Genomic DNA, 23,226 nt, shown 5'->3' with positions numbered 1-23,226 from the left:
CGGGCCTGACGGGGCGTACCGGGCGGCGCGGAGGGCCCGGCGCGAAGGCGCGGAGGCGGTACCGGACCGGTGCCGGGCACCGCTTGGCACGACCCGGCACCGGGTACGGCCAGACACGGCACACCCGCCGACGGGGCACCCCGCCGGCCCGGCACCATCAGCACGCGATCGAGCATGCTCGCGGCCCACCGGCCAGACCAGGCCACCGGACCGCCGAGGGGAGGAGAGTCCGGTGACCGCCATGAGGCCACCACAGGCCATGCCGGCCGAGAGCGTGCTCGGCGCGCCGAGACCGGTCGGGCGTCCCGACCAGGTCCCGCCGACCGGCCCGGGGGGCGCCCCCGCCGGCCCGGGGCGCCCCGCGGTCCCGCCGCGCCCGCAGCCGCCCGCCGTCCACCACGCGGTGATCTGCGTCAACGCCCCGGCGATGGCCGCTTCCGGCCCCGACGGCCAGCTGCGCGGCCACGGTCTGCACGGCTTCTACCGCAACGGCGTCCGGGCGCTCGCCCGGATGGAGCTGCGGCTCGGCGGCATGGAGCCGCTCCCGCTCCAGGGCGCCCTGATCAGCACCGCCCAGGCCCGCTTCCTCGGCGCCGTCCGCCTCCCCGGCGACCTCGACCCGGACCCGGCGCTCACCGTCGAGCGGCTGCGCCACGCGGACGGCGTCGAGACCGTGGTCGTGCGCAACACCGGCGTGCGGCCGGCCCGGCTACCGCTGGAGATCGCCGTCGGCACCGACCTCGGCCCGGTCGCCGAGATCGCCGCCGGACACCGCCCGCCGGACCTGCCGGGCCAGGTGCAGTCCGCCGGGCTGCGCTGGACGGGCCCCGTGCACAGCGCCGTGGTGAGTGCCAAGCCCTCCCCGCACGCCGTGCTGGCCGGCGCCGGGGTGCTCCGCTGGGACCTGGAGGTGCAGCCCGGCGCCCGCTGGTCGGTCGAGCTGCGCACCGAGTTGGAGGGCACCGCCACCGGCCCGCGCCCGCCCGGCGGCCGCGGCACCGGCGTCCCGCTGCCCTGGTCCGAGCCGGAGGTCCGCAGCGACGACTCCCGGGCCGCCCCGCTGGTCTCCCGCTCCCTGGACGCCCTCGGCGCCCTGCTGTTCGCCGATCCGGACCGCCCGACCGACCTTTACCCGGCGTCCGGAGCGCCCTGGCGCTTCGGCCTCGCCCCGGCCGACGCGCTCTGGGCGGCCCGGCTGACCCTGCCGCTCGGCACCCGGCTGGCCGCCGGCACCCTCCGGGCGCTGGCCCGCCGTCAGCAGCTCACCGCCGCCCCGGGCCGCACCGAGGGCCTGCTGCCGGGGGCCCTGCGACACGGAGGCCCGGAACTGCCGCCCACCTGCACCGCGACCGAGGCCACCCTGCTGTTCGTCACCGTGCTGGCCGAATCGTGGCGCTGGGGCCTGCCGCGCTCGGAGGTCGCCGAACTGCTCCCGGCCGCCGAGCGCGCCCTGGCCGCCCTGCGCGACGGCCTGGTGGACGGCTTCGTCACCGACCTGAGCCGCCCCGTCGAGGAGCGCGCCGCGCACCCGGTCGCCGCCCGGGCGGAGGTCCAGGCGCAGGCCCACCGCGCCGCGCTGCACGGCGCCGAGCTGCTGGAGGCCTTCGGCCGCCCGGGCGCCGAGGGCTGGCGGAGCTGGGCGGCCGGACTGCGCGGACGCTTCCGCGAGCGGTTCTGGATCGACGACCTCTCCGGCGGCCGCCCCGCGGCGGGGCTCGCCCCGGGCGGCCAGCCGCTGCCCGCCGTCGCCTCCTCCCTGGTGCACCTGCTGGACACCGGGCTCGCCGCCGACGGCGAGCGGCACGAGAGCCTGCTGGACCGCGAGCAGACCAGGCTGCTCGCCCAGCGCCTGGTCGCGCCGGAGCTGGACAGCGGATGGGGCCTGCGCACCCTCAGCGCGAAGTCCGCCCGCTTCAACCCGCTGGGCCACCGCGGCGGCGCCGTACGGGTCCAGGAGACCGCGCTGGCGATCGCCGGTCTGGCCGACGCCGGTCACGAGAACGAAGCCGGCACCCTGCTGGAGGGCCTGCTCGCCGCGGCCGCCCACTTCGAGGGACGGCTGCCGGAGATGTACGCGGGGGAGCAGCGCACCCCCGGCTGTCCGCCGGTGCCGCACCCGGCCGCCTGCCGCCCGGCGGCGGTCTCGGCGGCCGGCGCCGCGCACGCGGTGTTCGCCCTGGCCGGGGTCCGGCCCGATGTCCCGGGGGGCCGGGTCCTGGTCCGTCCGGCCAGCACCGCCCCGCTCGGCGAGCTGGAGCTGACCGGACTGCGGGTGGCGGGCGAGCCCTTCTCCGTCCGGGTGAGCCGGATCGGCGTGGCGATGGTGGAGGAGGCGTCCGCGGACCTGCAGCTCGTCGCCCGCTGAGGCGGTCGCGCGGCCCCGCGGCTCTGGTGGCACCCCCGCCGGTCTGGTGGCACCCCCGCCGGTCTGGTGGCACCCCCGCCGCGCCGGCGGCACCCCCGCCGACGGCAGGGGGCCCGGGCCCCGGGCCCGCCCGTGCGCGAACCGTGCCGGGCGGGCGGGTCACCGGGCTCGCGCCCGCCCCTGCGCAAGGCCTGTGCTTATCGTCAGAGAGACGACTATGATCGTCGCCATGTCGCGTTACGATCCGTCCGCCTTCCCGCCGTTCGCCGTCACGGTTGACCTGGTGGTGCTGACGGTGCGCGACCACTCGCTCTGCGCCCTCCTGGTCAGACGGGGCGAGCCGCCGTTCCAGGGGTATTGGGCCCTGCCCGGGGGGTTCGTCCGCCCGGACGAGGGACTGGCCGAGGCCGCCTCCCGTGAGCTGGCCGAGGAGACCGGCCTGCGCGCGCACTCGGCGCCCGGCCACGAGGCGGTCGGCCCCGGCGCGGCCGGAGCGCACCTGGAGCAGCTCGCCACCTACGGCCATCCCCAGCGCGACCCCCGGATGCGGGTGGTCAGCGTCGCCTACCTGGTGCTCGCCCCCGATCTGCCGACCCCCCGGGCCGGCGGCGACGCCAGCAGCGCCCGCTGGGCGCCGGTCGGCGAACTCCTCGGCGACAACCCGGCCGACGGCGTCCCGCTCGCCTTCGACCACGGTCTGATCCTCGCCGACGGTGTGGAGCGCGCCCGGTCCAAGATCGAGTACTCCTCCCTCGCGACCGCCTTCTGTCCGACCGAGTTCACCGTCGGCGAGCTGCGCCGGGTCTACGAGGCGGTCTGGGGCGTGGTGCTGGACCCGCGGAACTTCCACCGCAAGGTCACCGGCACCCCGGGCTTCCTGCTGCCCTCCGGCGGCACGACGACCCGTCAGGGTGGCCGCCCGGCGCAGCTGTTCACCGCCGGAGGCGCGACCGTCCTCAACCCGCCGATGCTCCGCCCGGAGTCCTGAGACCCCGCCGGACGGGCCCGGGGTCGCACCCGGCGCGCCGCACTCGCACGGCGCTGCCGCGCGCCGCGTGGCGTCGCCCGCCTCGCGCGGCCGAACGGACCGGCGGCGGGGGCGGCGCAGAGTGCCGGTGGACGCTTCGGCCGCCGGGCCGATCCCTTCCGGCCCGCAGGAGCCCCGTGACGGCCCGCAAAGACCGCGCGCACCGCACACTCCTCGTCGAGGCTCTGGCCGCCGACCATCGGAGCCTCGACGCGACCACCACCGCCACGGAGAAGGAGCCGACCGCGCCCGAGTCGGTCGCCGCCGGGCAGGAGCGGCCGGCGGCCGAGCACGAGCGGCCGGGGCAGCGTGCGGTCGAGGGCCGGGCCGCAGCCGACGGGTTCCGGGCGGTACGCCGAGGCGAGGGCTCCCGCCGCTGCCCCGGCCGCCCGCTTGATCGCGGCGGCCGTAGCGCGCCGGGGGCTGTGCTCACCGCCCCGGAACGGCCGGTCCCGTGAATCGCAGGATCGGATTGTCCCCTGATCGGGTGAGGTGGGCAGCAGGCGGGCCCGCGCCGTTCCCGCAATGCCCGGAATAGCCCTCACCGCCCCCTAATGTGCTGGCGCGGAGCCGTCCGGGCGCAGGCCCGCCCGACAGGGGCGCTCCGCGTCGAGCAGGTCGGCCGAGGGCACGGGAGCAGCCAGCGATGATCCAGATCACCGGACTGACCAGGGTCTACCGCAAGGGCGCCCCGCCCGCGCTACTGGACCTCACCTTCGACGCCCGGCCGGGCATGGTGACCGTGCTGCTCGGCGCCGAGGGCGCGGGCAAGTCCACCGCGCTGCGGCTGATGGTCGACCTCGAACGCGGCCAGGGCGTCACACTCTTCGGCGGGCGCCCGTACCGCCGGCTGCGCCGTCCCGAGCGCGAGGTCGGCGTGCTGCTCCCGGGCCCGGGCGAGGGCGCGGCCGGGCACCCGGGCCGCAGGGCGCGCGGCCATCTGCGGATGCTCGCCGCAGCCGTGGGCGTGCCGACCCGGCGGGCCGACGAACTGCTGGAGCAGACCCGGTTGGCACCCGTCGCCGAGCAGCGGCTGCGCACCTTCTCACCCGGCATGCACCGTCGGCTGGCGCTGGCCGCCGCCCTGCTCGGCGACCCTGGCACGCTGCTGCTGGACGCGCCGACCGAGGGGCTGTCGCCGCGCAACGTCGAGTGGTTCCACTCCTTCCTGCGTTCGTTCGGGGTCGCCGGGGGCACGGTGCTGGTGACCGCCCGCACCCCGCAGGAGGCCTCGCAGCTCGCGGACCGGGTCGTCACCCTGGACCGCGGCCGACTGGTGGCCGACCAGCCGGTCGCGGAGTTCCGCCGGACCAGGCTCAGCCCCGAAGTCGCCGTCCGGGGGCCGCAGATGGCGCGGCTGGCGGACCTGCTGGTCGCTCAGGGCGCCGAGGTCCGCCGGGACGGCAACGTGGGCCTCGCGGTGGCCGGGATCGACCGCACCGAGATCGGCGAACTCGCGTACCGGCACGGGATCCTGCTGCACGAACTGGCCGACCGGGTGGTCGAGCAGCCGGTACCCCGGGCCGTTCTGCCGACCCCCTCGGGCCGCTCCGGCGGGCTGCTGCTCCGCCCGGTGGCGGACGCCGGACCGGGCCCCGCACCGAGCGCCGAAGCGGACACCGGAACGGTCTCCCCCCATGTCCCCGGGCCCGCCCGCCCCGCTGCCGCGGAACCCTCCGCCGTGGAACCCGCTGCCACGGAACCCTCCACCACGGAACCCGTCGTCGAACCCGCCGACTCGGCCAGCGGTGAGCCGGCCGTCGATCCCGACTCCGAAGTCACCACCCGGCAGCGCCGGGTGCCACGCCCCCAGGACGACGCGTCCCTGCCGACCCGTGCCCTGCCCGTCGCCGTGGTCGCGGCGCCCCTCCCCGTCCTGGCCGCGCCCACACGCGGGGCCGGCTCCGCCCGATCCGGCCCGACCGGCGAGCGCGCCGGGACCGCCGGGCCCGCCGAGCACGCCGGGCCCGCCGAGCCGGCGCCCACCGTCGCCGTCGACCGGCTGTTCCGCGACGACCCGGCCCCGGCGGCGGAGTCGCTCCGGCCCGAACCCCCGGGCCGCCGGGAGACCGCCGACCTGCTCACCGACGACACCGTCCGCCTCCGCCGCCTCACCTCGGGCGCGACCGCCGCCCCGGCCCCCGCCACCCCCGACGACCACCGGAGCGAGTGAACCGTGCGTGACCTGGCCTACGAGCTGCGCCGGCTGCGCGGCCTGCGTTCCACCTTGCTGCTGCTGGCCGCCGTCCTGCTCGGCGACGCGACGGTGGCCGCCGTCCTGGCGAGCCAGACCCCGGACGGCCCGCTGGGCGCCGCCGCCGGGGTACGGCTGCTGACCGCCGCCGTCCCGCTCATCCCGCTGCCGTTCGCCGCCCTCGGCGCCGGCGTGCTGGGCGCGCTCTCCTACGGCCACGAGGTGCGCCACCCCGGGTTGCCGGCCTCGCTGGTGTCCTACCCGCGCCGGGTGCGGTTGCTGCTGGCCAAGCTGCTGGTGGTCGGCCCGGTCGGGGCGCTGCTGGCGCTGGCCACCCTGGTGCTGGACACGGCGGCCGTGCACCTCGCGCTGCCGCACGGGGTGACGGTCGCGGCCTGGGCGGAGCCCGCCGCGCTGTCGGCCCGGGTCTCGGCGGCGGTGACCGGCGCCGGGCTGTCCGGGCTGTCCGACCTGCCGGGCGGCTTCGCCCCGCTCGGGCTGGTGGCCGGCCACGGGGTGCCGGCCGCCCTGCTGGCGTTCGTCCTGCTGACGGTCGTGGCCGCCTGGACCGGGGTGCTGACCGCCGCGCTGACCCGCAGCGCCGCGGCCGGGGTGCTGCTGCTGTGCGCGCTGCCGCCGGTGCTGGAGTCCGGTGTCGCCCTGCTGCTGCGCCGGACCGGCCGACCGTGGCCGGTGCGCGCGGCCGAACTGCTGCCGTTCCAGTCCGGCATCGAGTGGGCCTACGGCTGGGTGTACGGCGGAGCGCACGGGGCGGCGGCCGGGAGCGTGGCGCTGACGGACCCGGTGCTGCTCGCGGCGGTCGCGGCCCCCGCGGCCGTCCTGCTGCTCGCCGCCCTGCTCGTCCAGGCCCGCCGCCGGACGCTGTAGGGCCCGCCGCGGCGGGCGGTCGGGGCAGGCGCTGCCCGAAGTACCAAGATCGACCAGCAGTGACCGTAATGAGCGGTTCTTCCTGATAAGAAGTCAATTATCCAGTCACGGTCGATCACCCTTTCGTGTGCTTTTCACGAGAATTCTCAAGCCGCGCCTGCCGATCGCCGACAAAGGAGGCGTGAGTACCCTTGCGCACCCCCCCATGACCCCCGCCCGTTCCGCCGATGGGCCCATCCACGGTTCCGGCGATCTGGACCGCTTCTCGTACGCCGACCGGCCGACCCCGCCCGCGCCCCGCTGGGAGGGCGCCGAGTCCGACATCGGCCGGGTCGGCCGCAAGACCACCAGCAGCCGCGGCCGCGGCCTGCACGGCCAGCTGGTCCAGCAGCTCGGCCAGATGATCGTCTCCGGCGACCTCGGCGCCGACCGTCCGCTGGTGCCGGAGGAGATCGGCCAGCGCTTCGAGGTCTCCCGGACCGTCGTCCGCGAGTCGCTGCGCGTGCTGGAGGCCAAGGGCCTGGTCAGCGCCCGGCCGAACGTCGGGACCCGGGTCCGCCCGGTCGGCGACTGGAACCTGCTGGACCCGGACATCATCGAGTGGCGCGCCTTCGGCCCGCAGCGCGACGAGCAGCGCCGGGAGCTGTTCGAGCTCCGCTGGGCGATCGAGCCGCTGGCCGCCCGGCTGGCCGCCGGTCACGGCCGGGAGGACGTCCAGCAGCGGCTGGTCGAGCTGGTCGAGATCATGGGCCACGCCGCCGCCCAGGCCGACCTCTCCACCTACACCCGGGCGGACGTCGAGCTGCACGGCCTGGTCCTGCAGATGGCCGGCAACCGGATGCTGGAGCACCTGTCCGGGATCGTCGCCTGCGCCCTGCAGGTCTCGGGCGGCCCGGCGATCTCCTGCGAGCGGCCCTCCGAGTCCTCCGTCAGCCTGCACGCCCGGCTGGTCGACGCCCTGGGAGCCGGCGACGGCGCCGCGGGCGAGGTCGCGATGCGGGCGCTGCTCACCGTCCACCCCGAGATCGAGCCCTCCGTCCCCGCTCCCCGGGAGCACTGAGCGGGCTGTTCTCCGACGAGCGGAGGCGCCGGGTCCAGGTGGCCCGCTCCGCCCGGGCCCTCCGGCCGCACCGCGCGGCGCAGCCGGGGGGCCTCCGCATGCGGACGGTCCGCCGGGGGAGCGGGCGCGCCGGCTCCGACGGATGCCCTGATCATGACAACGACCTGCCCGCCACTGCGCGATGATGGAATCCGGCCCGTGGCCGCGGGCGCCGAGTGGTGTGACCCGCGACACGAACGCCATGCGTAACACTTGACGAGTAGCAGCGATGTGTCCTGAGCGGGAGCAGCTCCGGAATACTCCAACATGTCAGAATGCTGTGTTGGTCCGCGGCGCTGCTGCCGTCCTGCAAACCCAGTCCTCAAGCCCGAGTCGGTCGGAATCGACACCGCGCGCCCGACGCGCGATCTCTTTCCCCGCCCTCTCGGGCGGCCGGTACGGGTTCGAGTCCACTCATCGTCCGAGAGGTTGTTCGTGTCGGCCAGCACATCCCGTTCGCTTCCCCCCGAGATCGCCGAGTCCGCGGCTCTGCTGGCGCTCATCGAGCGGGGCAAGGCCCAGGGGCAGATCGCCGGTGACGACGTGCGCCAGGCGTTCGAGGCGGACCAGATCCCGGTCACCAAGTGGAAGAACGTCATGCGCAGCCTCAACCAGGTGCTGATTGAGGAGGGGGTGGACCTCATGGTCAGCGCGGCCGAACCGGCCGGCGCCAAGCGCAAGAGCGTTGCTGCCAAGAGCCCCGCCAAGCGCACCGCCACCAAGGCTGTCACCACCCGGACCCCGGCCGCCCCGTCGGCCCCGACCAAGCCGCCCGTGCGGATCGCCCCGGGCGCCCCCGTCGCGGCTCCGGCCGTCGCGGCCGCCGCCGCGGCCCCGGCTCCCACCGTCTCCGCCGAGATCACCGTCGAGGAGACGGCCGCCGTCGTCACCGAGGTGAAGGCGGTCGCGGCGAAGAAGGCCGCCCCGGCCAAGAAGGCCGCGGCCAAGAAGACCGCCGCGCCCGCCAAGAAGGCCGCCGCCAAGAAGACCGCCACCGCCAAGGCCGCCAAGGGCGGCGAGGAGGAGCTGCTCGGCGAGGAGGAGCTGCTCGAGGACGTGGCGCTGCCGGGCGACAAGGCCGAGGCCGAGGGCCCGGAGGAGGAGTCGGAGGGCTTCGTCCTCTCCGACGACGACGAGGACGACGCGCCGGCCCAGCAGGTCGCCGTCGCCGGTGCCACCGCCGACCCGGTCAAGGACTACCTGAAGCAGATCGGCAAGGTCCCGCTGCTCAACGCCGAGCAGGAGGTCGAGCTCGCCAAGCGCATCGAGGCCGGCCTGTTCGCCGAGGACAAGCTCTCGGCCGCCGACAAGCTCGCCCCCAAGCTCAAGCGCGAGCTGGAGATCATCGCCGAGGACGGCCGCCGGGCCAAGAACCACCTGCTGGAGGCCAACCTCCGCCTGGTGGTCTCGCTGGCCAAGCGCTACACCGGCCGCGGCATGCTCTTCCTGGACCTGATCCAGGAGGGCAACCTGGGTCTGATCCGCGCGGTCGAGAAGTTCGACTACACCAAGGGCTACAAGTTCTCGACCTACGCCACCTGGTGGATCCGTCAGGCGATCACCCGCGCCATGGCCGACCAGGCCCGCACCATCCGCATCCCGGTGCACATGGTCGAGGTAATCAACAAGCTGGCCCGTGTCCAGCGCCAGATGCTCCAGGACCTGGGCCGCGAGCCCACCCCGGAGGAGCTGGCCAAGGAACTCGACATGACCCCCGAGAAGGTCATCGAGGTCCAGAAGTACGGTCGCGAGCCGATCTCGCTGCACACCCCGCTGGGCGAGGACGGCGACAGCGAGTTCGGTGACCTGATCGAGGACTCCGAGGCGGTCGTCCCGGCCGACGCGGTCTCCTTCACCCTGCTCCAGGAGCAGCTGCACTCCGTGCTGGACACCCTGTCCGAGCGCGAGGCGGGCGTGGTCTCGATGCGCTTCGGCCTGACCGACGGCCAGCCGAAGACGCTCGACGAGATCGGCAAGGTGTACGGGGTCACCCGTGAGCGCATCCGCCAGATCGAGTCGAAGACCATGTCGAAGCTGCGGCACCCGTCGCGTTCCCAGGTGCTGCGCGACTACCTGGACTGATCGACAGCGATCGTCGTGGCGAAGGCCCGGAGCCGTACGGCTCCGGGCCTTCGCGGCTGTTCGGGCCCGGGCGCGTCAGCGTCCGGGTGGCGGTTGTCGCTCGTCCGGGTGGCGGCGCGGCGGGAAGTGGTCGCGCAGTGTAGCCGATCACCTACGCTGTGCCGGTTGCCTGCTGCCGAGCCTTCTGGAGTCACGGTGCCGACCGACCCGGACCGCACTGACCTGCCGATCCCCGCCGAGTCCCGGACGGACCCGGCCGTCGCCCGGGCGAACCGCCGCCGCCGGGCCGCCGTCCTGGCGCTGCTCGCCGCCGCACCCGTTCCGCTGGTCGCCTTCGGGACGGCGGCGCCGGCCGCGGCGCAGCGCCGGGTGGTCGGCGGCAGCGCCGTGAGCACCGCCGACCACCCGTGGATCGTGGCACTCGCCAGCCGCCAGCAGTTCGGCAGCGGCCGGTCCGGCCAGTTCTGCGGGGGCGCGCTGGTCAGCCCGACCAAGGTGGTCACGGCCGCGCACTGCTTCTACGACGAGGCCAAGGGTCGAGTGGACCGGCCGGGCCTCAGGGTGATCGTCGGCCGGGACGACATGCGCGGTACCTCCGGCCGGGAGGTGGCGGTGCGGTCGGTCTGGATCCACCCCGACTACTCCTTCGCCGCCAACATGAACGACGTCGCGGTGCTCACCCTCGGTGAGTCCCAGGGCTCTCGGCCGGTGGTCGAGCTGGTCGGGCAGGGCGAGACGGCGCCGTACGCGGCCGGGAACACGGCGCAGGTGTACGGCTGGGGCGACACCAGCGGGCGTGGGGACTACTCGCCCGTGCTGCGCGGGGTGGACGTGTCGATGATCCCGGACCAGACCTGTGCGCACGCCTACCCGGGCGGGCAGGACGGCAAGTTCGACGCCCGGGGCATGGTCTGCGCGGGCGAGGAGAAGGGCGGCAAGGACGCCTGCCAGGGCGACAGCGGTGGTCCGCTGATCGTCGGCGGCCGCCTGGTCGGCCTGGTGTCCTGGGGGACGGGGTGCGCCGAGGCGGCGCACCCGGGCGTCTACACGCGGGTGTCCTCGGTCGCGGACGCGGTGCGCTCGGTGCTGTGAGGGCGGGAGCACCCGCCGTGAGCGTCGCGCTCCGTGGTGCCGCGGTCGCGTCCTGACGCCGCGTCGGGGCCGCTGCGGCCGGCCCGGCCGAACGCGGGGGAACCGTCCGGAGAACGACGAAGCCGGGCGACCGGCCCTCGAAGGGGCTGGTCGCCCGGCTCCCCGGTCGCGCCCGGTGCGCGACCGGACACAGCTCGACGCTGGTGGTGGCGCCCGGGATCAGCGCTCGTCGTCGGCGGCCGTCGCGGTGGTGCTGGTGAGCCGGCCGCTCTCGTCCTGTATCTCCACGGCGATCTTCTTGAGCTCGGGTTCGAACTTCCGGCCGTGGTGGGCGCAGAAGAGGAGCTCTCCGCCGCTGGCGAGTACGACGCGCAGGTAGGCCTGGGCGCCGCAGCGGTCGCAGCGGTCAGCCGCGGTCAGCGGGCTCGCAGGTGTCAGAACAGTAGTCACGTCGCCTCTTCTCTAGCTCGACGAGCTGTCGTACCAGGGTCAACATCCAACCAGGCCGAAAACGTTCCCGCTCGTGGCTTTTCTTCTCTGAGGATTCTGCTGTGTTGATGAGGACGTGCCCCGGGCGCCGGTGGTTCATGCGTGCCGAATCCCGGGATCCGCCCCCGGCTCGAACGCCCGATCGGGATCGGGTTCGAGGTCCGCGTAGCATAATCCTCTGCCAGGTTGGAGCATAAGCCCCGTCCCGGGCCCCGGTAGCCTGCATAACGGCAGTTCCGGAGCCTGCGCCGGGCCCCACGATCCGCCAGGACCGGTGCTACCGGGAGGAGATGGTGCCCCCGGGGCCCGCACCCGGGCGCGGTGCTTGTTCGCGCAGCGCGTACAAGCTGCGCGGGACCTGCCCCTCGTGCTGCGCACCCGGCGGAGGGGTGCGAGCACGCAGGGCGACGGCTGTCGGTGCGGCGTGCTGCACTGGCGTTTGATCCGGATCCGTCCGGAAGTGACCGATGAGACAGACTTCACCGAGGAGAGTGCCGCGTGAGTGCCGAAACGACCGTGCCGTCCGCGCTGCTGGCCGGCGACGACGGTTCCAACTACACCGCGCGGCACCTGCTCGTCCTGGAGGGGCTGGAGGCGGTCCGCAAGCGCCCCGGCATGTACATCGGTTCGACCGACAGCCGCGGCCTGATGCACTGCCTCTGGGAGATCATCGACAACTCCGTCGACGAGGCGCTCGGCGGCTACTGCGACCGCATCGAGGTCGTGCTGCACCCGGACGCCTCGGTCGAGGTGCGGGACAACGGGCGCGGCATCCCGGTGGACGTCGAGCCCAAGACCGGCCTGTCCGGCGTCGAGGTCGTGATGACCAAGCTGCACGCCGGCGGAAAGTTCGGCGGCGGCTCCTACGCGGCCTCCGGCGGTCTGCACGGCGTCGGCGCCTCGGTCGTCAACGCGCTCTCCGCCCGGCTGGACGTCGAGGTCGACCGCAGCGGCCACACCCACGCGATCAGCTTCCGCCGCGGCACCCCCGGCATCTTCACCGAGACCAGCCCGGACGCTCCCTTCGAGCCCGCCAACGGCCTGACCAAGGTCCGCAAGGTGCCGAAGACCCGGACCGGCACCCGGATCCGCTACTGGGCGGACCGGCAGATCTTCCTCAAGGACGCCAAGCTCTCGCTGGAGACGCTGCACAGCCGCGCCCGCCAGACCGCCTTCCTCGTCCCCGGCCTGACCATCGTCGTGCGTGACGAACGGCTCACCGAGAGCGAGCAGATCGAGGAAACGGTCTTCCGCTACGACGGCGGCATCGCCGAGTTCTGCGAGTTCCTGGCGCCCGACAAGCCGGTCTGCGACGTGCTGCGGCTGCGCGGGGAGGGCACCTTCAAGGAGACCGTGCCGGTCCTGGACGAGCTCGGCCACATGACGCCCACCGAGGTCACCCGCCACCTCGGCGTGGACATCGCGCTGCGCTGGGGCGCCGGATACGACACCACCCTGCGCTCCTTCGTCAACATCATCGCCACCCCCAAGGGCGGCACCCACGTCACCGGCTTCGAACGCTCGCTGGCCAAGACCGTCAACGAGGCGCTGCGGGCGAGCAAGCTGCTGCGCGTCGCCGAGGACGACATCACCAAGGACGACGCCACCGAGGGCCTCACCGCCGTCGTCACCGTCCGGCTCGCCGAGCCGCAGTTCGAGGGCCAGACCAAGGAGGTGCTCGGCACCTCGGCGGCCAACCGGATCGTCGCGGCCGTCGTCGCCAAGGAGCTCAAGGCCTTCCTCACCTCGGCCAAGAAGGACGAGAAGCTGCAGGCGCGGGCCGTGCTCGAGAAGGTCGTCGCGGCCGCCCGCACCCGCGTCGCCGCCCGTCAGCACAAGGAGGCCCAGCGCCGGAAGACGGCGCTGGAGACCAGCTCGCTGCCCGCCAAGCTGGCGGACTGCCGCAGCGACGACGTCGACCGCAGCGAACTGTTCATCGTCGAGGGGGACTCCGCGCTCGGCACCGCCAAGCTCGCCCGCAACTCCGAGTTCCAGGCGCTGCTGCCGATCCGCGGCAAGATCCTCAACGTGCAGAAGGCCTCGGTGAGCGACATGCTCAAGAACGCCGAGTGCGCCGCGATCATCCAGGTGATAGGGGCCGGTTCGGGCCGCACCTTCGACATCGACCAGGCCCGCTACGGCCGCGTCATCTTCATGGCCGACGCCGACGTCGACGGCTCGCACATCCGCACCCTGCTGCTCACCCTCTTCCACCGCTACATGCGGCCGATGGTCGAGCAGGGGAGGGTCTTCGCCGCCGTCCCGCCGCTGCACCGGATCGAGCTCACCAACCCCAAGCGCGGCCAGGAGAAGTACCACTACACCTACTCCGACGCGGAACTGCGCTCCACCCTGCTGGAGTTCCAGCGCAAGGGGATGCGCTGGAAGGACCCGGTGCAGCGCTACAAGGGCCTGGGCGAGATGGACGCCGACCAGCTGGCCGAGACCACCATGGACCCGCGCCACCGCACGCTGCGCCGGATCAACCTCGGCGACCTGGAGCAGGCCGAGAAGATCTTCGACCTGCTGATGGGCAACGACGTCGCCCCGCGCAAGGAGTTCATCGTGGACTCGGCGGCCACCCTGGACCGCTCCCGCATCGACGCCTGACACCGGCCGTCCGCGCGGGCCCTCCACCCACGGGTGGAGGGCCCGCGCTCCTTCGTTTCCACCCGTGGTCCACCCCGGCTCCGATCAGCGGGAACGCCGCGGTCCGTAGCGTCGGAGAGGCCAGCAGAAGCCTTCCGTCGGGACGGAGATCCCCATGAGCGCCCTCGCCAACCTCCTCGTGATCGCCGTGGTGGTGGTCGTGGTGGTCCAGCGCCAGATGCGCGTCCAGCGACTGGACACCGAGCGCCGCTTCTGGCTGCTGCCGCTGATCCTGGGCGCGCTCGCGCTGCGCGACCCGCAGATCATCGACCACCGGCACACCGGACTCTCGGTGGCCCTGCTGGCCGCCGGACTGGTCACCGCCCTCGCCATGGGCTCGGTGTGGGGCTGGACCGTCCGGCTCTGGCGGGACGCCGACGGCGCCGTGCTGGCCAAGGGCACCAAGGCCACCATGGCCGCCTGGGGTGGGATGATCGCCGTCCGGGTCGGCCTGTACGGGATCGGCTCGGCGCTGCACGTCCACCAGTCGGGCAGCTCGCTGATGCTGGGCATGGCGGTCATGCTGCTGGTTCGCTCCCTCGTGGTGAACTGGCGGGCCCGGATGCTGGAGCCCGCCGGCCGGACCGCCGCGGTGCGGTGACCCCCGGCGACGGACCGCAGCGATCCACCACCGGTGAGCCCTGGGCCGCCGTGAGCACCGAGGAGGCACCCGTGGCCGGGTGGTACTGGACCCGCTGGCCGTCCCGGGAGGGGCTGGAGCGCGAGGCCGAGAGCCGGCCGCGGCGGGTCCTCACCGTGTTCGGCCGGGCCGTCCTGCTGGTCGCCGTCGGCTGGGGGACCTTCTCCGGCGGCAAGTACGCCGGCTGGGCGGCGGCGGCCGCGGTCGCGGGGCTGGTCGCGACCGTCGGGCTCTGCGCGCTGTACCTGCGCGCGACCCGGGAGCAGCACCCGGCGGCCTGCTACCTGCTGTCCGCCGCCCTGGTCGGCGGCGCGTGGCTCGCCAACTGGGGGCTGGCCTACACGCTGGCCGACTTCCTGTGGATCGGGCTGGCCGTCACCGTGCTGATCCGGCTGCCGCCCGCGCCCGCCGCGCTCGCCGCCGCGGCCGCGCTGGGCTCGTACACGGCGGCCTCCCCGGCGAGCTGGCTCAGCGTCTCCGCCACCCTCGGGGGTTCCGTCCTGGTCGGCTTCCTGCTGCGGCTGGACATCGAGGCGCGCGGCACCGCCCGCCGGCTGCTGGTCCAGGAGCGGGCCGCCCGGGCGGCCGAGGCGGAGAGCGCGGCGCTCGCCGAACGCGCCAGGATCGCCCGGGAGATCCACGACGTGCTCGCGCACAGCCTCTCCGCGCAGCTGGTCCACCTGGAGGCGGCCCGGCTGATGCTGGAGCGGGGCACCGACCGCGAGCAGATCCGCGAACGGGTCGTCGCCGCCCGGCGGATGGCGCAGGACGGGCTCGCCGAGACCCGGCAGGCGCTGTCCGCGCTGCGCGGCGAGTTCACCCCGGTCGGGGAGTTCCTGGTGGAGCTGACCGGCCGGGAACGCGCCCCGCTCACCGTCACCGGTACGCCCCGACCGCTGGCCGCCGAGGCCGCGTTGGCGGTTCGGCGCACCGCGCAGGAGGCGGTGACCAACGTCCGCAAGCACGCTCCGGGCGCCCGGTGCTCGGTCGAACTGCGCTACCTGGACGACGTGGTGGAGCTGGAGGTGCGCAACACCCGGGCACCGCGCGGTGAGTCCGCCGGTGAGCTGGCGGCCAGCGGCAGCGGGTACGGTCTGCTGGGGATGCGCGAACGCGCGGAACTGCTCGGCGGCACCCTGCTGGCGGGCCCGGAGGACGGAGGGTGGCGCGTGCTGCTGCGGGTGCCGGCATGACGGCGGCGGTCACCAGGGTGCTGGTGGCGGACGACCAGACGGTGGTGCGCGAGGGCATCGTGATGCTGCTGGGGCTGCTGCCCGGCATCGAGGTGGTCGGTGCGGCCGGGGACGGCGAGGAGGCCGTCGCCCTGGTGGAGCGGCATCACCCGGACGTGGTGCTGATGGACCTGCGGATGCCGCGGGTGGACGGCGTGGAGGCGACCCGGCGGATCAGGGCCGCGCACCCGGAGACCGAGGTCGTGGTGCTCACCACCTACGCCGACGACGAATCGCTGTTCCCGGCGCTGCAGGCCGGGGCGCGCGGCTACCTCACCAAGGACGCCGGCGGTGAGGAGATCGCCAAAGCCATCGCGGACGTCCGCGCGGGCGCGGCCGGGCTCTCCCCGCAGGTCCAACTCCGGCTGCTGGAGAGGCTGTCGGAGCAGCCGGACCGGTCCGGGCCGCCGGGCGCCCGGCGGCCCGCCGTCCGGCCGGGGGAGCTGCCCGACGGGCTCACTGTCCGGGAGGCGGAGGTGCTGGCGCTGATCGCCGAGGGGCTCTCCAACGCCGAGATCGCCCAGCGGCTGTTCGTCAGCCAGGCCACCGTGAAGACGCACATCAACAACCTGTTCGCCAAGACGGCGGTCCGGGACCGGGCCCAGGCGGTCGCGTACGCGTTCCGGCACGGAATCACCGGTACGCAGCAGTAGTCGGATGAGTGCCTGTCGGATGATCGACCACCTCATCGAGTGAAGGTATCTGCGATGGTCGGAGGGGCTGTTCCGGGGCCCCCATCATGGTTCGGGTCAGAACGTCCGGCCGTCCAGGAGCAGCAGTGCCACAGCAGCAGACGAGCAGTCCCGGGCAGGGGCAGCGATTCGACTGGTGGGCCGCTCCGGCTGCCGCCACCGCCTCCGGTCCGGCCGCCGCGCCCCGCCGAACGGCGGTACCGGGCCAGCCAGGGCAGGGCCGTACCGCATCCGCTTCCCTCCCGGGCGCCGCGTCGGCGTCCGCACCCGCCCGCCCCTCGGCCGCCGCGCCCGAGCCGGTCGTCGCGCCACCTGCGCCATCCGGTCCGCCCGCTCCGCTCGTCGCACCAGCCGCGGCCCCGGCGGCAGGGGCAGCGGCACCGGCGGCAGGGGCAGCGGCATCGGCAGCGGTGCCGGTCCCGGCTGCGCGCCCGGGAGGCACCACCGACAGCACCGAGGTCTACCGGACGGTCCAGGCCAGCGCGGCCTTCCAGGACATCCGCCGCAGCTACCGGTCCTTCGTCTTCCCGACCAGCGGCGCCTTCCTCGGCTGGTACCTGATGTACGTGGCCGCCCAGGCCGCAGCCCCCGGCCTGATGCGCAGCCAGGTGGCCGGCCCGCTCAACGTGGCCTGGCTGCTGGGCCTGCTGCAGTTCGCCTCCACCTTCCTGCTCACCTGGCTCTACGCCCGCAACGCCCGGACCGAGCGCGACCGCGCCGCCCTGGGCCTGCGCTGGGACACCCAGGACCAGCTGCGATGACCGACCGGACCGCCGCGGTGCTGACCACCGCCACCCCGCCGCCCGTCGCCCCCACCGGCGACCACCACTCGCTCGCGATCGTGCTGTTCGCCGTGATCGTGCTGGTCACCCTGGGCATCACGCTCTGGGTCGGCCGCCAGGGCAACGCCGCCGTGGACTTCTACGCCGCCGGCCGCGACTTCACCCCGCTGCAGAACGGCGTCGCCCTCTCCGGTGACTACCTGTCCGCCGCCTCCTTCCTCGGCGTCGCCGGGCTGATCGCCCTGTACGGCTACGACGGCGTGCTGTACAGCATCGGCTTCCTGGTCGCTTGGCTGGTCGTGCTGATGCTGGTCGCCGAGCTCGTCCGCAACGCCGGCCGCTACACCCTCGCCGACGTGCTCGCGCTGCGGCTGCGCCGCCGCAAGGTCCGGGCGGCGGCCGGCGGCGCCAGCGTCGTCGTCACGCTGCTCTACCTGGTCGCCCAGATGGTCGGTGCCGGCTCGCTGGTCGCGCTGCTGCTCGGCACCAACAGCGCCCAGGCCAGGACCTGGACCATCATCGCCGTCGGCGCGCTGATGATCGTCTACGTGACGATCGGCGGGATGCGGGCCACCACCTGGATCCAGATCGTCAAGGCCTGCCTGCTGATCTCCGGCTCGGTGCTGCTCACCGTGCTGCTGCTGGTCCGCTTCCACGGCGACGTGTTCGAGCTGATGCGCCAGGCCGCCCAGCACAGCGGCGCCGGACACCGCTACCTCGAACCGGGCCTCAAGTACGGCGCCACCTTCACCAGCCGACTGGACTTCTTCAGCCTGGGCCTCGCCCTGGTGCTGGGCACCGCCGGTCTGCCGCACATCCTGTCGCGCTTCTACACCGTGCCCACCGCGCGGGCCGCCCGCCGCTCCACGATGTGGGCGATCGGACTGGTCGGCGGCTTCTACCTGATGGCCATCGCGCTCGGCCTCGGCGCCACCGCGCTGGTCGGCTCGGCGGAGGTGCGGCACGCCAACTCGGCCGGGAACACGGCCGTCCCGCTGCTCGCCCTGGTGCTCGGCGGGGGCAACGGCAGCACCGGCGGGGTGGTGCTGTTCGCGCTGATCTCGGCGATCGCCTTCGCCACCATCCTCGCCGTGGTCGCCGGGCTGACCCTGGCCTCCTCGGCGGCCTTCGCCCACGACATCTGGGCCGGCGCCTGGCGCAGCCGCCCGCGCCGGCGCCGGAGCGGAGGCGCGACCGAGGAGAAGGCGGGCGAGCAGCAGGAGGTGGTGGTCGCCCGTTTCGCCGCCGTCGGGATCGGCGCGGCCGCGATCGCGATCAGCCTGTTCGCCCAGCAGCTGAACGTCGCCTTCCTGGTCGGCCTGGCCTTCGCCGTCGCCGCCTCCGCCAACCTGCCCGTGCTGCTGTACAGCCTGTTCTGGTCGCGGTTCACCGCCCGGGGCGCGGTCTGGTCGGTGTACGGCGGACTGGTCCCGGCGATCGTGCTGGTGTTCTTCTCGCCGGTGGTCTCGGGCACCAAGGTGGCGCTGTTCCCCGGCGTCGACTTCCACTGGTTCCCGCTGGAGAACCCCGGGATCGTCTCCATTCCGCTCGGCTTCCTGGCGGGCTGGCTCGGGACGCTCACCTCGCCCGAGCCGGCCGACGCCGACCGCTTCGCCGAACTGGAGGTCCGTGCCCTCACCGGTGCGGGCGCGGCCTGAGCCGTCGCGCCCGGGGAACCCCGGCGGGCCTGGGGCCGCCGGGGTTCCCCCCTGTCCGGGGGCCGGGCGCCTACGCCCGGGCGGCGAGCCCGTAGCGGTGCTCGGGACGGCCGGTGTCGCCGTAGCGCAGGGTGAGCCGCAGCCGGCTGTCCCGTTCGAGCTGCTTGAGGTAGCGCTGCGCCGTGGAGCGGCTCAGCCCGGTGGCGTCCGCGACCTCCTGGGCGGACAGCGGCCGGCCCGCCCGGCGCAGGACGCCCAGCACCAGGTCGGTGGTCGGCGCGGAGTGGCCCTTGGGCAGCGTCCCGGCCGGGGCGCCGGCACCGCGCAGGGTCGCGAACAGCCGGTCCACCTCGTCCTGGCCGGCCTCCCGGGCCGGGGCGGCCAGCGCGTGCCGCAGTCGCGCGTACGCCACCAGCTTCTCCCGCAGCCCGGCGAAGGTGAACGGCTTGACCAGGTACTGCAGCGCGCCGTGCTGCATGGCGGCGTGCACCGTGGAGACGTCCCGGGCGGCGGTCACCATCATCACGTCGCAGGCCACCTGGCGGTCCCGGAGCCGGCGCACCAGGGCGAGGCCGGTCTCGTCGGGCAGGTGGTGGTCGAGCAGCAGCAGGTCCACGGGGCGGCGCTCCAGCGCGGCCAGCGCCTCCCCGGCCGAGTGCGCGGTGCCGGTCACCCGGAAGCCCGCCACCTTGGCCACGTACGCGGCGTGCACGTCGGCGACCCGGAAGTCGTCGTCCACCACGAGTACGTCGATCATCACGCCTCCACGAGCCGGTCGGTGAGCAGGGCCTCGGGCAGTTCGACGGTGAACCGGGCGCCGCCCAGCGGCCCGGCGTCGAGCACGATCCGGCCGCCGGTCCGCTCGACCAGCCGCCGCACCATCGCCAGCCCCAGCCCGCGCGGACGGTGCGCGGGTGCGTCCTTGCTGGTCCACCCCTCCTCGAAGACCTGCTCGCGCAGCTCCTCCGGTACGCCCGGGCCGCTGTCCGCGACCTGCAGCAGCAGCGTGGAGCCGGCCGCGGCCAGGCTCACCTCCACCCGCCCGGACCCGCCCGGCGCGAGCGCGTCCACCGCGTTGTCGATCAGGTTGCCGAGCACCGTCACCAGGGCCCGCGCGTCCACCACCGCGTCCGGCAGGTGCGCCGCCGGTGCCAGGGCCAGCCGGACCCCGCGCTCGCCCGCGACCGCGGTCTTGCCCGCCAGCAGCGCCGCGACGTGCGGGTCCTGCACCTGTTCGGCGATCCGGGCGGCCACCACGGCGTGCGAGCCGGACTGCTCCGAGATGAACGCCACCGCCTGCTCGTGCCGGCCCAGCTCCAGCAGGCCCAGCAGGGTGTGCATCCGGTTGGCGTGCTCGTGGTCCTGGGCCCGCAGCGCCTCGGTCAGGCTCCGGGTGGTGTCCAGCTCGCGGACCAGCGACTCCAGCTCGGTGCGGTCGCGCAGCGTGACCACCGCGCCGCCCTCGGCCGTCGCCATCCGGTTCACCACCAGCACCCGGTCGTCCCTGACGGCCGGCAGGTCGGCGCCGTTGATCCGGCCGGTCAGCACGTCGGCCAGCCGGCCCGGGGGCAGGGCCTCGGTGATCGGGCGCCCGGTGCAGTCCTCGGGCAGGCCGAGCAGCCGGACCGCTTCGTCGTTGGCCAGCCGGATCCGGCCGCGCTCGTCCAGCGCCACCATGCCTTCGCGGATGCCGTGCAGCATCGCCTCCCGCTCCACCAGCAGCGCCGAGATGTCGGCCAGCGCGATGTTGTGGGTGCGGCGCTTGAGCCGACGGGCGAGGGCCAGCGTGGCGACCGTACCGGCGGCCAGACCGGCACCCGCGCACAGCAGGATCCCGGTGAGCATCTTGAGCAGTCGGCGGCGGATCGAGTCGTCGCTGATGCCCACCGAGACCTCGCCGACGATCCGGCCGTCCGCCATCCGCAGCGGCACCTTGCCGCGGGCGGTGCGGCCCAGCGTGCCCTGCTGGATCGCGGTGACGCTGCGGCCGCTGAGCGCCGGCTCCGGATCGGTGCTGACCCGCTGGCCGATCCGGCCCGGGTCGGTGTGCGAGAGCCGGATCCCGTCCAGGTCGGTGACCACCACGAAGCTGGCGCCGGTGGCCAGGCGGATCTGCTCGGCGTTGCGCTGCGCCGCCACCACGTCGCGGGCGTCGGCGGCCCGGGCGATGCTCTCGTCGGTGGCGGTGGCCTGGGCGATCGACAGCGCCCGCTGCATCGCGTCGTGGTCCAGCTCGCTGCTGACCGGGGCCAGGAAGAGCCCGGCCGTCACGGCGGTGACGCCGACGGTGACGACGGTCTGGCTCAGCAGCAGCTGGGCGAAGACCCGGCGGGGCCAGTGCGGGAGCTTCATCCGGGCCTCCTCTCGGCGGCTGCGGGCGGTTCTACGGTGGAGGGTGGGGCCCGGGGGCCGGGGACGGGGGACCCGCGGGTGGGGGGGACGCGCGGGTGGGGTCGGGACACCCTACGTTTCCGGCGTGTTTCTGTCAGCCGCGTCCCCGCAGTTGTAGCGGAAGCAAAACGAGCAGAACACCCCTCAACGCGGAGAAGCCGCACTACGCGGAGAAGGCTCCCGCCGGGGCCGGCCCCGCTCCTACCTTTCCGGGGCAAGCACAGACCCGGGAGGATCGAATGAGCACAACCCCGGCGATCGAGCTGACCGGCGCGACGAAACGGTTCCGTACCCCGTCCGGGGCCCTGCACACCGCCGTCCGCGATCTCGATCTGACCGTCGCCCAGGGCGAGTTCGTCGCCGTCGTCGGACCCACCGGCTGCGGAAAGTCGACCACGCTGACCCTGGTCAGCGGCCTGGAGGAGCCCACCGAGGGCGAGGTCCGGGTGTACGGCGAGCCCGTGCGCGGGATCGACCCGAAGGTCGGGTTCGTCTTCCAGCAGGACGCCGTCTTCCCCTGGCGCACGGTCCTGTCCAACGTCATGGCCGGCCCGCGCTTCCGCGGCGTGCCCGCCGCCGAGGCCAGGGAACGGGCCCGGGAGTGGCTGGGCCGGGTCGGTCTCGCCGCCTTCGAGGACCGCTATCCGCACCAGCTGTCCGGCGGCATGCGCAAGCGCGTCGCGCTCGCCCAGACCTTCGTCAACGACCCGGCGATCCTGCTGATGGACGAGCCGTTCTCGGCGCTGGACGTGCAGACCCGCGCCCTCATGTCGGACCAGCTGCTGGAGCTGTGGGCCGGCACCGGCTCCTCGGTCGTCTTCGTCACCCACGACCTGGACGAGGCCATCGCGCTCGCGGACCGGGTCGTCGTCATGACCGCCGGCCCGGCCACCGTCAAGGAGGTCTTCACCGTCGACCTGCCACGACCGCGCACCGTGGAGGCCGTGCGGCTGGAACCGAGGTTCGTCGAGCTGTACCGCGAGATCTGGGCCTCGCTCGGCGAAGAGGTGCGCATCACCCGGGAGAGAGGAGCGGGTCGTGCCGCTTGAGACCGCGTCCGAGACCGCGTCGCCCGCCGCCGGGGAGCAGCCCCCGGCCGTCACCAGCAGAACCGAGGCCCGCGAACGGGCCGCCCGCAACCGGAAGTTGGGCGTCTACGGCGCCAGGGTCGCGGTCCTGGCCGCCTTCCTCGGGCTCTGGGAGGTCTGCGCCCGTACGGACGTGATCGACCCGTTCAACTTCTCGCAGCCGTCGAGGATCTGGGACCAGATCTGGCAGTGGATCACCCACGGCACCGCGCAGGGCTCGCTCGGCGAGCAGATCGGCTACACCCTCTACGAGGCCCTGACCGGCTGGGTGATTGGCGTCACCGGCGGTGTGCTGCTCGGGATCGCGCTCGGCCGGATCCGTTTCCTGGCCGACGTGTTCGGGCCGTACATCAAGGTGCTCAACGCCATCCCGAGGATCGTGCTCGCGCCGATCTTCCTGATCTGGTTCGGCCTCGGCCCGGCCTCCAAGGTCGCCTCCGCCGTGGTGCTGGTGTTCTTCCCGGTGTTCTTCAACGCCTTCCAGGGCGCCCGCGAGGTGGACCGCAACCTCGTCGCCAACGCCCGCATCCTGGGCGCCGACAACCGCAAGGTGACCCTCCAGGTGGTCATCCCCGCCGCCACCACCTGGATCTTCACCAGCCTGCACGTGAGCTTCGGCTTCGCCCTGATCGGGGCCATCGTCGGCGAGTACATCGGCGCCACCAAGGGCCTCGGCCTGCTCGTGGCGGCCGCCCAGGGCACGTTCAACGCGGCCGGCGTGTACGCCGCCATGACCATCCTCGCCGTCGTCGCGCTGCTCACCGAGGGCCTGCTGACCCTCGCCGAGAAGAAGCTGTTCCGCTGGAAGCCCGCCGACGCGGGCGACGGCCGCTGACTCCCCCCGCCGGTAAGAAGAGA

Annotated in this window: 19 protein-coding genes; 16 read left to right on the top strand and 3 right to left on the bottom strand. The window is 74.3% G+C overall.

The window, feature by feature from the left end:
* Positions 1–241 precede the first annotated feature (241 nt).
* The 8 genes from ACZ6Y7_RS31030 to ACZ6Y7_RS30995 all read left to right on the top strand — a co-directional run bounded on the left by ACZ6Y7_RS31030 (position 242) and on the right by ACZ6Y7_RS30995 (position 10,747).
* Positions 242–2,365, top strand: a complete 2,124-nt coding sequence (locus tag ACZ6Y7_RS31030) for a glycogen debranching N-terminal domain-containing protein (RefSeq protein ID WP_465761327.1) — start codon at positions 242–244, stop codon at positions 2,363–2,365.
* 229 nt (positions 2,366–2,594) lie between these two features.
* Positions 2,595–3,353, top strand: a complete 759-nt coding sequence (locus ACZ6Y7_RS31025; protein WP_402223295.1) for an NUDIX hydrolase — start codon at positions 2,595–2,597, stop codon at positions 3,351–3,353.
* Positions 3,354–3,529: 176 nt separating this feature from the next.
* The gene (locus tag ACZ6Y7_RS31020) at positions 3,530–3,850 is read left to right on the top strand and encodes a hypothetical protein (RefSeq protein WP_465761263.1); all 321 of its coding nucleotides are present in this window, start codon (positions 3,530–3,532) and stop codon (positions 3,848–3,850) included.
* Positions 3,851–4,038: 188 nt separating this feature from the next.
* Positions 4,039–5,565, top strand: a complete 1,527-nt coding sequence (locus ACZ6Y7_RS31015; RefSeq protein ID WP_465761262.1) for an ATP-binding cassette domain-containing protein — start codon at positions 4,039–4,041, stop codon at positions 5,563–5,565.
* Positions 5,566–5,568: 3 nt separating this feature from the next.
* Positions 5,569–6,474 carry a hypothetical protein gene (locus ACZ6Y7_RS31010; protein WP_465761261.1) on the top strand — a complete coding sequence of 302 codons (906 nt, stop codon included), beginning with the start codon at positions 5,569–5,571 and terminating at the stop codon, positions 6,472–6,474.
* Between the two features lie 127 nt (positions 6,475–6,601).
* On the top strand, positions 6,602–7,534 hold the full coding sequence (locus ACZ6Y7_RS31005) for a FadR/GntR family transcriptional regulator (protein ID WP_465761260.1): 933 nt from the start codon (positions 6,602–6,604) through the stop codon (positions 7,532–7,534).
* A 468-nt stretch (positions 7,535–8,002) separates the two neighbouring features.
* Positions 8,003–9,655: an RNA polymerase sigma factor gene (locus ACZ6Y7_RS31000; protein ID WP_465761259.1), complete on the top strand. Its 1,653-nt coding sequence runs from the start codon at positions 8,003–8,005 to the stop codon at positions 9,653–9,655.
* Between the two features lie 294 nt (positions 9,656–9,949).
* Positions 9,950–10,747 carry a S1 family peptidase gene (locus ACZ6Y7_RS30995; protein WP_465761326.1) on the top strand — a complete coding sequence of 266 codons (798 nt, stop codon included), beginning with the start codon at positions 9,950–9,952 and terminating at the stop codon, positions 10,745–10,747.
* Positions 10,748–10,966: 219 nt separating this feature from the next.
* Here ACZ6Y7_RS30995 and ACZ6Y7_RS30990 read toward each other — a convergent pair whose 3' ends face one another.
* Positions 10,967–11,197 (bottom strand): DUF7455 domain-containing protein, encoded by a 231-nt coding sequence (locus tag ACZ6Y7_RS30990; RefSeq protein WP_395294126.1) that lies wholly within the window; start codon positions 11,195–11,197, stop codon positions 10,967–10,969.
* Between the two features lie 537 nt (positions 11,198–11,734).
* Between ACZ6Y7_RS30990 and ACZ6Y7_RS30985 the strand changes: the two genes are divergently transcribed.
* From ACZ6Y7_RS30985 to ACZ6Y7_RS30960, 6 genes are all read left to right on the top strand, one after another.
* On the top strand, positions 11,735–13,846 hold the full coding sequence (locus ACZ6Y7_RS30985; RefSeq protein ID WP_465761258.1) for a DNA gyrase/topoisomerase IV subunit B: 2,112 nt from the start codon (positions 11,735–11,737) through the stop codon (positions 13,844–13,846).
* A gap of 154 nt (positions 13,847–14,000) precedes the next feature.
* Entirely contained in the window at positions 14,001–14,486 is a 486-nt protein-coding gene (locus tag ACZ6Y7_RS30980) for a DUF1453 domain-containing protein (RefSeq protein WP_465761257.1), read from the top strand.
* Positions 14,487–14,557: 71 nt separating this feature from the next.
* The gene (locus ACZ6Y7_RS30975) at positions 14,558–15,718 is read left to right on the top strand and encodes a sensor histidine kinase (protein WP_465761256.1); all 1,161 of its coding nucleotides are present in this window, start codon (positions 14,558–14,560) and stop codon (positions 15,716–15,718) included.
* Complete coding sequence (locus ACZ6Y7_RS30970) at positions 15,715–16,410, top strand: response regulator transcription factor (protein ID WP_465761325.1); 696 nt, start codon at positions 15,715–15,717, stop codon at positions 16,408–16,410. Before ACZ6Y7_RS30975 ends, ACZ6Y7_RS30970 begins: the two co-directional genes overlap by 4 nt.
* A gap of 449 nt (positions 16,411–16,859) precedes the next feature.
* Positions 16,860–17,210, top strand: coding sequence for a DUF485 domain-containing protein (locus tag ACZ6Y7_RS30965; protein ID WP_465761255.1), 351 nt, complete (start codon positions 16,860–16,862; stop codon positions 17,208–17,210).
* Positions 17,207–18,889: a solute symporter family protein gene (locus ACZ6Y7_RS30960; RefSeq protein WP_465761254.1), complete on the top strand. Its 1,683-nt coding sequence runs from the start codon at positions 17,207–17,209 to the stop codon at positions 18,887–18,889. Before ACZ6Y7_RS30965 ends, ACZ6Y7_RS30960 begins: the two co-directional genes overlap by 4 nt.
* A 70-nt stretch (positions 18,890–18,959) precedes the next feature.
* Here the strand turns inward: ACZ6Y7_RS30960 and ACZ6Y7_RS30955 are convergent, their stop codons facing one another.
* Positions 18,960–19,646, bottom strand: a complete 687-nt coding sequence (locus ACZ6Y7_RS30955; protein WP_465761253.1) for a response regulator — start codon at positions 19,644–19,646, stop codon at positions 18,960–18,962.
* The gene (locus tag ACZ6Y7_RS30950) at positions 19,646–21,241 is read right to left on the bottom strand and encodes a sensor histidine kinase (protein WP_465761252.1); all 1,596 of its coding nucleotides are present in this window, start codon (positions 21,239–21,241) and stop codon (positions 19,646–19,648) included. Before ACZ6Y7_RS30950 ends, ACZ6Y7_RS30955 begins: the two co-directional genes overlap by 1 nt.
* Before the next feature lie 278 nt (positions 21,242–21,519).
* Here ACZ6Y7_RS30950 and ACZ6Y7_RS30945 point away from each other — a divergent pair, with 278 nt between their 5' ends.
* Together ACZ6Y7_RS30945 and ACZ6Y7_RS30940 are read left to right on the top strand one after the other, a co-directional pair.
* Positions 21,520–22,329: an ABC transporter ATP-binding protein gene (locus tag ACZ6Y7_RS30945; RefSeq protein ID WP_465761251.1), complete on the top strand. Its 810-nt coding sequence runs from the start codon at positions 21,520–21,522 to the stop codon at positions 22,327–22,329.
* Positions 22,319–23,203 carry an ABC transporter permease gene (locus tag ACZ6Y7_RS30940; RefSeq protein WP_465761250.1) on the top strand — a complete coding sequence of 295 codons (885 nt, stop codon included), beginning with the start codon at positions 22,319–22,321 and terminating at the stop codon, positions 23,201–23,203. The genes ACZ6Y7_RS30945 and ACZ6Y7_RS30940 overlap by 11 nt, the downstream gene beginning before the upstream one ends.
* Positions 23,204–23,226: the final 23 nt, after the last annotated feature.

Source organism: Kitasatospora sp. NPDC053308, assembly GCF_055585785.1.
Note: the sequence above shows the minus strand (reverse complement) of the source record. Positions and strands in the feature narration are given on the sequence as shown.

Coding starts and splice junctions, on each gene's coding strand:
- ACZ6Y7_RS31030 (WP_465761327.1), top strand. CDS start 242: ATGAGGCCACCACAGGCCATGCCGGCCGAGAGCGTGCTCGGCGCGCCG.
- ACZ6Y7_RS31025 (WP_402223295.1), top strand. CDS start 2,595: ATGTCGCGTTACGATCCGTCCGCCTTCCCGCCGTTCGCCGTCACGGTT.
- ACZ6Y7_RS31015 (WP_465761262.1), top strand. CDS start 4,039: ATGATCCAGATCACCGGACTGACCAGGGTCTACCGCAAGGGCGCCCCG.
- ACZ6Y7_RS30980 (WP_465761257.1), top strand. CDS start 14,001: ATGAGCGCCCTCGCCAACCTCCTCGTGATCGCCGTGGTGGTGGTCGTG.
- ACZ6Y7_RS30970 (WP_465761325.1), top strand. CDS start 15,715: ATGACGGCGGCGGTCACCAGGGTGCTGGTGGCGGACGACCAGACGGTG.
- ACZ6Y7_RS30960 (WP_465761254.1), top strand. CDS start 17,207: ATGACCGACCGGACCGCCGCGGTGCTGACCACCGCCACCCCGCCGCCC.
- ACZ6Y7_RS30955 (WP_465761253.1), bottom strand. CDS start 19,646: ATGATCGACGTACTCGTGGTGGACGACGACTTCCGGGTCGCCGACGTG.
- ACZ6Y7_RS30950 (WP_465761252.1), bottom strand. CDS start 21,241: ATGAAGCTCCCGCACTGGCCCCGCCGGGTCTTCGCCCAGCTGCTGCTG.
- ACZ6Y7_RS30945 (WP_465761251.1), top strand. CDS start 21,520: ATGAGCACAACCCCGGCGATCGAGCTGACCGGCGCGACGAAACGGTTC.